The organism is Vibrio sinaloensis (assembly GCF_000808535.1).
Taxonomy (GTDB): domain Bacteria; phylum Pseudomonadota; class Gammaproteobacteria; order Enterobacterales; family Vibrionaceae; genus Vibrio; species Vibrio sinaloensis_D.
Genome location: NZ_JWLV01000022.1, coordinates 35,179 through 47,702 on the forward strand (window position 1 = coordinate 35,179; position 12,524 = coordinate 47,702).

At 46.1% G+C, this 12,524-nt stretch carries 9 protein-coding genes; 3 read left to right on the plus strand and 6 right to left on the minus strand.

Annotation, left to right across the window (positions count from 1 at the left end):
• Positions 1-78: 78 nt before the first annotated feature.
• From RJ47_RS13185 to RJ47_RS13195, 3 genes are all read right to left on the minus strand, one after another.
• Positions 79-339, minus strand: a complete 261-nt coding sequence (locus RJ47_RS13185) for a hypothetical protein (protein ID WP_005451077.1) — start codon at positions 337-339, stop codon at positions 79-81.
• A 177-nt stretch (positions 340-516) separates the two neighbouring features.
• Complete coding sequence (locus RJ47_RS13190) at positions 517-2,190, minus strand: ABC transporter substrate-binding protein (RefSeq protein WP_039484343.1); 1,674 nt, start codon at positions 2,188-2,190, stop codon at positions 517-519.
• Positions 2,191-2,488: 298 nt separating this feature from the next.
• Complete coding sequence (locus tag RJ47_RS13195; RefSeq protein ID WP_038191798.1) at positions 2,489-3,046, minus strand: TMEM165/GDT1 family protein; 558 nt, start codon at positions 3,044-3,046, stop codon at positions 2,489-2,491.
• Positions 3,047-3,474: 428 nt separating this feature from the next.
• On the opposite strand from RJ47_RS13195, the gene glyQ reads away from it, so the two are divergent.
• The 3 genes from glyQ (at position 3,475) to RJ47_RS13210 (ending at position 7,936) form a co-directional block, all read left to right on the plus strand.
• Positions 3,475-4,395 (plus strand): glycine--tRNA ligase subunit alpha, encoded by a 921-nt coding sequence (gene glyQ / locus RJ47_RS13200; RefSeq protein WP_005472497.1) that lies wholly within the window; start codon positions 3,475-3,477, stop codon positions 4,393-4,395.
• A gap of 2 nt (positions 4,396-4,397) precedes the next feature.
• On the plus strand, positions 4,398-6,464 hold the full coding sequence (gene glyS, locus RJ47_RS13205) for a glycine--tRNA ligase subunit beta (RefSeq protein WP_039484346.1): 2,067 nt from the start codon (positions 4,398-4,400) through the stop codon (positions 6,462-6,464).
• 221 nt (positions 6,465-6,685) lie between these two features.
• Positions 6,686-7,936, plus strand: coding sequence for a valine--pyruvate transaminase (locus RJ47_RS13210; RefSeq protein WP_039484348.1), 1,251 nt, complete (start codon positions 6,686-6,688; stop codon positions 7,934-7,936).
• Positions 7,937-8,034: 98 nt separating this feature from the next.
• On the opposite strand, the gene RJ47_RS13215 is transcribed toward RJ47_RS13210, so the two are convergent.
• From RJ47_RS13215 to recF, 3 genes are all read right to left on the minus strand, one after another.
• Complete coding sequence (locus tag RJ47_RS13215) at positions 8,035-8,472, minus strand: Hsp20 family protein (protein WP_005472612.1); 438 nt, start codon at positions 8,470-8,472, stop codon at positions 8,035-8,037.
• A gap of 538 nt (positions 8,473-9,010) precedes the next feature.
• Entirely contained in the window at positions 9,011-11,428 is a 2,418-nt protein-coding gene (gene gyrB / locus RJ47_RS13220) for a DNA topoisomerase (ATP-hydrolyzing) subunit B (protein ID WP_039484350.1), read from the minus strand.
• A gap of 13 nt (positions 11,429-11,441) precedes the next feature.
• Positions 11,442-12,524 (minus strand): DNA replication/repair protein RecF, encoded by a 1,083-nt coding sequence (gene recF / locus RJ47_RS13225; protein ID WP_038191806.1) that lies wholly within the window; start codon positions 12,522-12,524, stop codon positions 11,442-11,444.

A 12,524-nucleotide genomic window follows, 5' to 3' on the forward strand; every position in this document is an offset into this window, starting at 1 on the left:
CAGAGCAACAGCCTTACCGACAGTTTACGTTTCACTTCAAAAATTGGACAAAAAAAGCAGCCCGACGGCTGCTTTCAATTATTCATCATATTCTAAGGTGCGGACTTCCGATTGGAGCTTATTAAGCTGTTTTCTCATCGCTCTCATCTCCTCATGCATAGGAATAATGTGTGCGACGCGAATCCACGCCTCTACCGTCAACCCAGTTAAAATAAATGTCCCGGCGACAATGGGTAACCACATGTCGGTGAGCACCATTGCTAGTAAGCATAAGGCGAGACCAAAGGTGAACAAATAACTCTGACTTTTTGGGGTCATCCCCATGTAACGTGTAAGCATAAACTTGCCCTCTCGCTATCATCCACAGGATTAAATTAGCATGACAATTGTGACACTAATATGTCAGCGATCACGACTTCCACCGAATCTGTTCAATGCGTCACGAAACTTGCTTTGTTATTGAAATACAAAGGCCCTAATCGAAATTAGGGCCTTGAAGGTTGGAGTATCTTGCCCCTAGCTACGAGGCTTTAAGTCAAGCACATGCAGTAAGCGCTCAGGTGTACCTTCCCAAATCATTGGGCGCCCTTTCGGGTTATCCGCATTCCACCAGCCAGTAAAGCGGGTCGTATTGTATTGGTAGAAATTTGGCCCAGACAACACAGGAACCGTGACCTGATTTTCAGCAATGGTCTTTTGAATTGAGTGAGCGATGGATCTCTGCTCTTTGATGTCAGCCGTTTTGTAGAAACTGTCTAACAAGTTATCTAACTTCTCACTCTTCCAGTGATGCATGGCAAATCGAGGCATTCCTTCCGATGCTTGCAAGCGTGAGTGATAGCCACTGTCCCAATATTTGTGTGGCGTCGGTCCATGGAAGTAGTTGGTGTACGCAATGTCGTAATCAGCCCCTAGCATACTCTTATTGTAGATAGAGAAATCAGGCGTACGTGCTTTGACCTTAATCCCAACACTGACGAGCTGCTCGGCGGCCAACATGACCGTGTTATTGAAGTCGGTCCACCCTTGCGGAGACTGAATGCTCAATTCAAATTTTTCACCCGACGGAGACTCAACAAAGCCATCATTGTCGATATCTTTATAACCTGACTTGGCAAGTAACGCCTTGGCCTTCTCAGGCGAGTAAGTCATAAATGGCTTGTACTGGTTATGCACTTTTTCATCTGACCAAGCTTCAAACGCGTAGCCCAAACCAGAAGCAAAGTCATTCAAGACCGCATTCCCGTAGTTGGCGATATCAATCAATGTCTGGCGGTCGATCGCCATAGAGAAAGCACGACGGAAATTAATATCGTTCAGCACCGCATGTTTGACTTTATCTTTCGATGCATAGTTAAACATAAATGCTTGGGTCCCTGCGGGTGGGTACCAATAACCATGGTGATTTGACGCTTTCATGTAGGTTTGGTCAATATCAGGAACAAAAGATCCAGCCCAGTCGATGCGCGAGTTCATCAATTCAGCGAGCACTTGGTCATTATGATTCATTTGCGGGACGCGTAAGCAGTCGACATCTAGGTTTGCTTGATCCCAATAGTGCGCATTACGACACTGGAGAAATAGTGTTGAAGTGAATTGAGGCAACTCAGTAAATGGTCCAGTACCAATAGGATTTGGGTTCATAAATGCGGCAGGATCATCAACGGACTTCCATTGATGCTCAGGGACAACAGGTACTTGAGCGATCTCATAACCGATATTGGTATTCACCTTGTCTAAATTGAAACGCACCTGATATGGCCCCAATTTCTCAACCGACTTAATTTTGCTGTTGATACCACGGTCATCGATATTCGGATTTTTACGCACAAGGTCAAAGGTAAACAACACATCATCGGCATCGAAGGTTTCTCCGTCTGACCATTTCACTCCTTCACGAAGGTCAAAAGTGATACTCAGTAGATCATCACTCATCGTGTACCCCGTCGCAAGGCGGTACTCTGGGACATTACCTTTTAGTTCATTGAAGATAACCAAAGGCTCAAAAATAAAGTCTCGAGCCGTATGCAAACGAGAAACCGCATAAGGGTTGAAGTTTCGAATCAAAGAAGGGTTGTGATTGGGAATGATCGTCAACTTCGACATGTTGTCTAAGTTCGCATCGGCCACAGAATGGGCGGAAAATACTAATGATGACGTAATCAGAGTAGATAAAAGTTTTGTTTTCATGACAATACCTTACGAGTAGAGATGCATAAAAACTAACCGGACTATCGCTCTGCTTCAATATGAGTAATTTTTGATAGAAAACAGAAAGTTGCAAAAATAACACAAGCCAGAACTATTTAATTATTAAGCAACCACAATTCTATCAAGATTGCGGATGCTTTGCGTGTCATATCATCAAATGACGCCGTGTTTGAAGGAAAATTACCACATCTTCCAGTGGCATCAACCGCATACCAATCAACGAAAATGCGACCAGATTAAAACTCTCTCTGGTCGCCATTGTTGAGAATACCGACGCTTAAGAGAAAACCGCAGCGGCAACAGCCAAAGCAACAAACAGCAATGCGGTCACTTTTCGGATCAAGCCAAGCGGCATCTTATCAGCGGACAATTTGCCAATCAGCACAACCGGAACATTGGCAAGCAGCATACCAATCGTGGTACCTAGAATGACCCAAGTTAAGGCATCGGAGTACTGCGCACCTAAGATAGAGGTAGCGATCTGCGTTTTATCGCCAATTTCCGCAATGAAAAAGGCAATAAAACTGGCAACAAAAGGACCGCGATTGGAGATCTCTTCATCGTCATCCAGTTTGTCTGGAATCAGCACCCAGCCTGCCATGGCTAAAAAGCTGACAACGACCACCCACTTTAAGACTTCTGGAGAAAGGTAATCCGCCACTACAACCCCAAGCCATGCCGCTAACGCGTGGTTGGCAATAGTGGCAAAAAAGATCGCTGCAATAATGGGAATGGGTTTACGGTATCGACTGGCCAGTAGCAAGGATAGCAATTGGGTCTTATCACCAATTTCTGCTAAGGCTACGGTAGTAATTGAAATAGCTAAAACGCTCACGACATGCTCATTGGGGCAGGGATTATAGTTTTTTAACCATAGACAAACCTCGCGCCCCACCCCGGTTCACGATGTTTATCTAAGGTCTTGCTAAGCTCATGTGAATGAGCCTCGAACGCCATGGTGATTTTGCACCAATTATGTTGACGGACGAACCTGATAAACGTGGTATCTATCAAGTAAGCTACTCCCCAAAGATGGCTGCATTTTAGTCATCTCATTGCAACATCTCAAGCAATAAACTGGTGAAAAACTCCCTTTTAGGAAAATTTGGACGAATAAGCCATTAAAAATCTACTAAAGGAGAATTTCGACTAGGAATTAATCAAGATTAGCGCTACTCCCATGCCAATTATCTGGGTATACTTGATTGTTATTTTTTGTCTATTTTAGACACAACTATTACTCAAAGAATCGCGCGAATTACTATGCAAAAATACGATATCAAAACCTTCCAGGGAATGATCCTCGCGCTGCAGGATTACTGGGCACAAAACGGTTGTACCATTGTTCAACCTCTAGATATGGAAGTAGGTGCTGGCACCTCTCACCCAATGACATGTCTACGTGCACTTGGCCCAGAGCCAATGTCGACAGCTTACGTTCAACCTTCACGTCGCCCGACCGATGGTCGCTATGGTGAAAACCCGAACCGTCTGCAGCACTATTATCAGTTCCAAGTAGCTCTAAAACCTTCTCCAGATAACATTCAGGAGTTGTACCTAGGCTCGCTTGAAGTTCTTGGTATCGACCCGCTAGTTCACGATATTCGTTTCGTAGAAGATAACTGGGAAAACCCAACGCTAGGCGCATGGGGTCTTGGTTGGGAAGTATGGCTAAACGGTATGGAAGTGACTCAGTTTACTTACTTCCAGCAAGTTGGTGGCCTTGAGTGTAAACCAGTTACTGGCGAGATCACTTACGGTATCGAACGTCTAGCTATGTACATCCAAGAAGTAGACTCAGTTTACGACCTAGTATGGAACGTCGCGCCAGACGGTTCTAACGTAACTTACGGTGACATCTTCCACCAAAATGAAGTTGAGCAATCAACGTACAACTTTGAACACGCTGACGTTGATTTCCTATTCAGCTTCTTCGACCAGTGTGAAAAAGAATCAAAAGAACTATTAGAGCTAGAGAAGCCTCTACCTCTACCAGCTTACGAGCGCATCCTAAAAGCGGCACACGCTTTCAACTTGTTAGACGCACGTAAAGCTATCTCTGTTACAGAGCGCCAACGTTACATCCTTCGTATCCGCAACCTGACTAAGTCTGTTGCAGAAGCATACTACGCATCACGTGAAGCGCTTGGCTTCCCAATGTGCAAGAAGGACGAGGAGAAGTAATCATGGCAAAAGAATTTCTAATTGAACTGGGTACTGAAGAGCTACCACCAACGCAACTTCGCACTCTAGCGGAAGCGTTCGCAGCAAACTTCGAAGCTGAGCTAAAAGGCGCAGACCTAGCACACGAAGGCGTGAAATGGTACGCCGCTCCTCGTCGTCTAGCACTTAAGGTTTCTGCGCTAGCTGAAGGCCAAGCTGACAAAGTCGTTGAGAAGCGCGGTCCTGCAGTTTCTGTCGCATTTGATGCTGACGGCAATGCAACCAAAGCGGCTCAAGGCTGGGCGCGTGGTAACGGCATCACAGTTGAGCAAGCTGACCGTCTAGTCACAGACAAGGGCGAATGGCTTCTTTTCAAACAAGAAGTAAAAGGCCAAGCAACGTCTGAAATCGTTGTTGAGCTGGCAGCAAAAGCACTGGGCAACCTACCTATCGCTAAGCCAATGCGCTGGGGTAACAAAACCACTCAGTTTATCCGTCCGGTTAAAACGCTAACCATGCTAATGGGCTCTGACCTTATCGAAGGTGAGATCCTAGGCGTAGCATCAGACCGCACTATCCGTGGTCACCGCTTCATGGGTGAGCAAGAGTTCACTATCGATTCTGCAGAACAATACCCAGCGATCCTAGAAGAGCGCGGTAAAGTCATGGCAGATTACGAAGCGCGTAAAGCGATCATCCTTGCTGATTCGCAAAAAGCAGCAGCAGCGGTTGGTGGTACAGCGGATCTAGAAGATGACCTAGTTGAAGAAGTAACTTCTCTGGTTGAGTGGCCAGTTGTGCTAACAGCGAAGTTTGAGGAAGAGTTCCTAAAAGTACCTTCTGAAGCTTTGGTTTACACCATGAAAGGTGACCAAAAGTACTTCCCTGTTTACGATGACAACAAGAAGCTACTACCTAACTTCATCTTCGTTTCAAACATCGAATCAAAAGAGCCTCGCTACGTAATCGAAGGTAACGAGAAGGTTGTACGTCCACGTCTAGCGGATGCAGAATTCTTCTTCAACACTGACCGTAAGCGTCCTCTAATCGATCGTCTACCTGAGCTAGAGCAAGCTATCTTCCAGAAGCAGCTTGGTACTATCAAAGACAAGACTGACCGTATTACTGAGCTTGCTGGCTACATCGCTGAGCAAATCGATGCTGACGTTGAAAAATCTAAGCGTGCTGGTCTGCTAGCCAAGTGTGACCTAATGACCTCTATGGTATTCGAATTTACCGATACTCAAGGTGTCATGGGCATGCACTATGCGACTCACGATGGTGAAGACGAGCAAGTTGCACTAGCGCTTTACGAGCAGTACATGCCTCGTTTCGCTGGTGATGACCTACCAAGCACAGGTATCTCATCTGCTGTAGCAATGGCAGACAAGCTAGATACTATCGTTGGTATCTTCGGTATTGGCCAAGCTCCAAAAGGCAGCGACCCATTCGCACTTCGTCGTGCGTCACTAGGTGTACTACGTATCATCGTAGAAAACGGCTACAACCTAGACCTAACAGACCTTATCGCGAAAGCTCAGTCTCTATTTGGCGACAAGCTAACAAACGCGAACGTTGCAGACGACGTTATTGAATTCATGCTTGGTCGTTTCAATGCATGGTACAAAGACCAAGGCTTCAGCGTGGATATCATCCAAGCGGTACTGGCTAACCGTCCAACTAAACCTGCAGACTTCGACCAGCGTGTGAAAGCGGTATCTCACTTCCGTGAACTAGAAGCCGCTGAAGCACTGGCTGCTGCGAACAAACGTGTAGGTAACATCCTAGCGAAATTCGACGGTGAACTCGCTGCTGAGATCGACCTTGCTCTTCTACAAGAAGACGCAGAGAAAGCTCTAGCAGAAAGCGTTGAAGTGATGACAGAAGCGCTAGAGCCAGCATTCGCGACAGGTAACTACCAAGAAGCACTAAGCAAGCTAGCGGGTCTACGTGAGCCTGTTGATGCCTTCTTCGATAACGTAATGGTAATGGCAGACGACGAAGCTCTGAAAAAGAACCGTCTAACGCTACTTAACAACCTACGTAACCTGTTCCTACAGATCGCAGATATCTCTCTACTACAAAAGTAAGCCTTCGATTAAACCTCAGAAGACCTTACTTAAAGTAAGACCTTTAAAGCCCAACTCCACGGAGTTGGGCTTTATTTTTCCGCTTATTCTAGCCTGCCCCAATTTAGTGCTTTTCGTCTTATGACCATTAAGGTATGTTCAAGGATTACTCGATTGATCAGCCACGCACTGATCTCTGATAACAAAAAGCAATGACAATAATGAATTAGGTAAAATCTGCGATGCAATTCTCTAAGTTTGGTGAAAAATTTAATCAGTACTCAGGTATCACACAATTAATGGATGATCTCAATGATGGTCTTCGCACCCCTGGTGCCATCATGCTCGGAGGCGGTAACCCTGCCGCGATTCCAGCCATGCTCGATTACTTTCATCAAACCAGTGAAGAGATGCTCGCCAGTGGTGAACTCGTGGCCGCCATGGCGAACTACGATGGTCCTCAGGGCAAAAACACGTTCGTAAAAGCGCTAGCAAAGCTGTTAAAAGACACCTATGGTTGGAATATCAGTGAGAAGAACATCAGCCTGACCAATGGCAGTCAAAGTGGCTTTTTCTACCTATTTAACCTGCTTGCGGGTAAGCAAACAGATGGGTCGCACAAGAAAATTTTATTGCCGCTTGCCCCTGAATACATCGGCTATGGCGACGCTGGCATTGATGAAGATATCTTCGTCTCTTACCATCCAGAAATTGAGCTACTTGATAATGGCTTGTTTAAATACCACGTTGATTTTGAACAGCTTAAAGTCGATGACTCAGTTGCCGCGATTTGTGCCTCTCGCCCAACCAACCCGACAGGTAATGTACTCACTGATGAAGAAATCCATAAACTGGATAAGCTGGCACGTGAAAACAACATTCCACTGATCATCGATAACGCCTACGGCTTACCGTTCCCAAATATTATTTTTGAAGACGTAGAACCCTTCTGGAATGAGAACACCATCCTGTGTATGAGCCTGTCCAAACTCGGTCTACCAGGCGTTCGCTGTGGGATTGTGATTGCGAGTGAAGAGATAACCCAAGCGATGACCAACATGAATGGCATCATCAGCCTAGCGCCAGGCAGCTTAGGCCCTGCGATGGCCAACCGTATGATCGAAAAAGGCGATCTTCTTGAGCTGAGTTCCAATGTGATTAAGCCGTTTTACCAACAAAAGTCTCAACGTGCGGTTCAATTGCTGCAAGAAGCCATTACCGATAAGCGCTTTCGTATTCATAAACCCGAAGGTGCTATCTTCCTTTGGCTATGGTTTGATGAGCTGCCTATCACCACAATGGAACTCTACAAACGCCTTAAATCCCGTGGTGTATTGATTGTCCCAGGTGAGTACTTCTTTATCGGTCAAGAAGATGATTGGGAGCATACGCATCAGTGCTTGCGCATGAACTATGTTCAGGATGACGAGATGATGCAGAAAGGCATCAAGATTATCTCTGAAGAGGTCGAAGAGGCGTACCAACAAGGATAATACCTCGCAGCGACCTGAATAATGAATACTTGCCAAGTCGCTTACGTAAGATACAAAAAAGAGCACCTAGATGGTGCTCTTTCACTCGTTACTCGCAATTATTTGCTTTCAATAAGCTTGCTGCCGTTAATCGCAATTTTACGTGGCTGCATCGCTTCTGGGATTTCGCGTTCTAGGTCAATATGCAGTAGACCATTTTCCATAGTTGCCCCCACGACTTTCACGTAGTCTGCCAGCTGGAATTTTCGCTCAAAATCGCGCTCTGCAATACCTTGATAAACGTATTGTTTCTCTTCTTCTGCTTTACGCTCACCTTTAACAATTAGCATGTTCTCTTTCTGAGTCAGATCTAACTGCTCTTCTGCAAAACCCGCCACGGCCATGGTAATGCGGTAGTGGTTTTCGTCTTGCTGCTCGATATTGTATGGAGGGTAACCGCCAGAAGAATTCTTTGATGTATTCGCTTCCATCATATTCAAAAGACGATCGAAACCAATTGCGTTGCGGTAAAGTGGAGTGAAATCTACAGTTCTCATAATGCTATCCTCATAATAAGCAATAGTCTTAGCCGTGAGTTTGCGTAGATCGATGCTCTGTTCGATCCTTGCCAGCTAAGGGATTTATCTTCTACTCCTCGGGCTCAATCAGCACTGGGACGTAGTAATAAATCAGTTCAATTGTGTGCCTCTAAAGTCATCCTCTCTTGAGCGATACCTTATCAGCGAGTCCAGAGGTCTATTTCTTCTCTCTTGAGCAAGACAGCTTTCCTCTTCACTAATAGATATGTGGATACCACAAATCAGTTTCAAGGGATCGGATTAAAAAATTTTCTATACGCTTCTAGAGATCCCCAACTAGGTCGTTCCTCTCTCTTGAGGATAACGCTCCAGCCAATTGAAAAATAATGAAAACATCGGAAATAAAAAAGACCACCATTTCTGGCAGTCCTTTAAAAATTTAGTTTTTTGAGACGAAGCTATTTGGCTTTAGTTCAAGGAAGAGGCGCGGAGCATACGAAGGTATGTGAGCACCTCTGACACAGAAATTAAGCTAAAGAGCGAAGTATCAAAGATACTAAACGTCCAGGTTAGCTACTTTCAATGCATTCTCTTCGATGAAGTTACGACGCGGCTCAACTTGGTCACCCATTAGTGTCGTGAACAACTGGTCAGCACCAACTGCATCTTCGATCGTTACTTGCATCATACGGCGCGTTTCTGGGTCCATTGTGGTTTCCCAAAGCTGATCTGGGTTCATCTCACCTAGACCTTTGTAGCGCTGTAGGCTTAGACCACGACGCGACTCTTTGATTAGCCACTCTAGTGCATCAACAAAGCTTGCAACAGGCTGAGTACGCTCACCACGTTTAATGTATGCGCCCTCTTCAATCAGACCGTCTAGTGCTTCCGATAGGCTTGCTAGCTTGCCGTACTCTTTCGAATTAACTAGGTCAATGCTTAGTACATGCTCATGCGTCACGCCGTGAGTGCGTACCACAATCTTAGGTAGGCTTAGACCTAGCTCTGCGTGCTGCTCAACTTCTGCGTTGTATTGGCTTGCGCCCACTTCTTTCGCGTTTAGCTGCTCGACAAGTTGCCTAGTCCAAGCTTCTACTGCCGCGGCGTCATGACACTGTTCAGCAGTTAAACGCGGCGTGTAGATGAACTCATGAACGAGCGCGCGTGGGTAACGACGGCTCATGCGATCCACCAGCTTGATGCCAGCGTTGTATTGCTGAACCAGTTTCTCTAGTGCTTCACCCGCCAGTGCTGGTGCTTCTGCGTTTACGTGCAGAGATGCGTTATCAAGCGCCAATGCCACTTGGTATTGGTTCATTGCATCTTCATCTTTAATGTACTGCTCTTGCTTACCTTTCTTCACTTTGTAAAGCGGTGGCTGAGCAATGTACACGTAGCCACGCTCGATAAGCTCTGGCATTTGACGGTAGAAGAAGGTCAATAGTAGCGTACGGATGTGCGAACCATCGACGTCGGCATCGGTCATGATGATGATGTTGTGGTAACGCAGTTTGTCTGGGTTGTACTCGTCACGACCGATACCACAACCAAGAGCCGTAATCAGCGTTGCTACTTCTTGAGAAGAAAGCATCTTGTCGAAACGCGCTTTCTCTACGTTAAGGATTTTACCTTTCAGAGGAAGAATCGCTTGGTTCTTACGGTTACGGCCTTGTTTTGCGGAGCCGCCTGCCGAGTCACCCTCCACTATGTACAGTTCAGAGAGCGCTGGATCTTTTTCCTGACAGTCCGCCAGTTTGCCTGGTAGACCGGCTAAGTCTAGTGCGCCTTTACGACGAGTCATCTCACGTGCTTTACGCGCCGCATCACGAGCACGAGCTGCGTCGATGATCTTGGTACAAACGATTTTTGCTTCTGTTGGATGCTCCACAAGGAATTCTGACAGTTTCTCGCCCATTGCAGACTCAACCGCAGATTTCACTTCAGAAGAAACCAGCTTGTCTTTGGTTTGGCTTGAGAACTTAGGATCTGGCACTTTCACCGAGATAACCGCCGTTAGACCTTCACGCGCATCATCACCAGAAGTCGCGGTTTTCGCTTTCTTCGAGAAGCCTTCTTTGTCCATGAACGAGTTCAAGGTACGCGTTAGCGCAGCACGGAAACCCGCAAGGTGGGTACCACCATCACGCTGAGGAATGTTGTTAGTGAAACAGAAGATGTTCTCTTGGTAACCGTCATTCCACTGCATCGCCACTTCAACTGCAATGCCATCTTCACGCTCTGCGTTGAAGTGGAAGACTTTCTCGATAATTGGAGTCTTGTTGGTGTTCAAGTGATCGACAAAGGCTTGAATACCACCTTCGTACATGAAGTGATCTTGTTTGTCTTCTTCGCGCTCGTCACGTAGCTTGATCGATACGCCAGAGTTTAGGAAAGATAGCTCACGCAGACGTTTTGCGAGAATGTCGTAATGGAATTCAGTGTTAGAGAAAGTCTCTTCACTCGGCCAGAAACGGATTTCTGTACCCGTTTTATCAGTCTCACCAATCACAGCCAGTGGTGCTTGAGGCTCACCATGATGATAAGTTTGAGTGTGAATTTGCCCGCCGCGATGGATAGTTAGCGTTACTTGCTTAGACAGTGCGTTTACCACCGAAACACCAACACCGTGCAGACCACCCGATACCTTGTATGAGTTGTCGTCAAACTTACCACCCGCGTGAAGTACCGTCATGATAACTTCCGCCGCTGAGACTTTTTCTTCTGGGTGCATCTCGGTAGGGATACCACGACCATCGTCGCGAACCGATACCGAGTTATCTTCATGAATTGTAACCACGATGTCCTGACAGTGACCCGCTAACGCTTCATCAATTGAGTTATCCACCACCTCAAAAACCATGTGGTGCAGACCGGTACCATCATCCGTGTCGCCGATGTACATACCAGGACGCTTACGTACCGCGTCCAGACCTTTTAGTACTTTAATACTCGATGAATCGTAATTTTCAGACATGAGTTATCTTCCACTATATATTTTGCTCTATTGTGCCATGTTCCACATGGAACATCTTACCATTTTCATCTGCCATGTCGGCAATCTGGCTTTGCGTAATAGAGCTTACAAAAACTTGTGCCCCCGTCTCTTTTAAGCAGTCCGCAAGACGCTCCCGACGTTGGCTATCTAATTCCGATGCAAAGTCATCTATAAGGTAAACACACTGTTTGCCTGTCATTTCAGTCAAGTGTTGGCCTTGCGCCACTCGTAAGGCACATACCATCAACTTCAGTTGGCCACGAGATAACACATCCTCAACAGGCGTGCCATTTACCTTAATTTTTAAATCTGCCTTATTTGGGCCACTAAAGGTGTAACCTAGGGCCTGATCCCGTTCAAAATTCTTCTCAAGAATTTGCTGATATGGGGTATCTTTGTCCCAGCCTCGGTAATACTTCAACTGGATATCAAACTCCGGCAGGAAAGTTTGACAGATTTCTTCAGCCTTTGACTTCATTTGCTCAACATACACTGAGCGCCACTGACTGATATTTTCAGCCAACCGAGCCATCTCTTGATCCCAATAACTGAGCTCTCGATAACTGGTTGCTGTTTTCAATAAGGCATTGCGCTGCTTGTTCAAGCGCTTAAATCGCCCCCACGCATCATAGAATGCCGACTCGGTATGAAATACCCCCCAATCGATAAATGCGCGGCGATGTTTCGGCCCATCCGTCAGCAAATCGAACCCTTCAGGGTGTATTAATTGCAGGGGTAAAACCTGCGCCAACTGAGCGAGCTTTTGCCCAGATTGACCGCCTATTTTAACCTCTGTTGAGCCATCACGCTGCTTATTAATGCCAATTGGTAGCTCAAATTGATCCGAGTTCAAAAAACGCCCATGAACAAACAGTTCATTACAGTCATTTTGAATAATTCTACCGGTCAAAGAGCTCTTGAAAGAACGGCCATGACCCAACAAATAGATCGCCTCTAAGACGCTGGTTTTGCCACTGCCATTGGGGCCAATAAGAAAGTTAAAGCCTGCTGACAGGTTAATGTCACAGGCTTCAATGTTTCTAAACTGCTTAATGATGAGACGTGTAAGCGGCAT

Coding starts and splice junctions, on each gene's coding strand:
- RJ47_RS13185 (WP_005451077.1), bottom strand. CDS start 339: ATGCTTACACGTTACATGGGGATGACCCCAAAAAGTCAGAGTTATTTG.
- RJ47_RS13190 (WP_039484343.1), bottom strand. CDS start 2,190: ATGAAAACAAAACTTTTATCTACTCTGATTACGTCATCATTAGTATTT.
- glyQ (WP_005472497.1), top strand. CDS start 3,475: ATGCAAAAATACGATATCAAAACCTTCCAGGGAATGATCCTCGCGCTG.
- glyS (WP_039484346.1), top strand. CDS start 4,398: ATGGCAAAAGAATTTCTAATTGAACTGGGTACTGAAGAGCTACCACCA.
- RJ47_RS13210 (WP_039484348.1), top strand. CDS start 6,686: ATGCAATTCTCTAAGTTTGGTGAAAAATTTAATCAGTACTCAGGTATC.
- RJ47_RS13215 (WP_005472612.1), bottom strand. CDS start 8,472: ATGAGAACTGTAGATTTCACTCCACTTTACCGCAACGCAATTGGTTTC.
- gyrB (WP_039484350.1), bottom strand. CDS start 11,428: ATGTCTGAAAATTACGATTCATCGAGTATTAAAGTACTAAAAGGTCTG.
- recF (WP_038191806.1), bottom strand. CDS start 12,524: ATGCCGCTTACACGTCTCATCATTAAGCAGTTTAGAAACATTGAAGCC.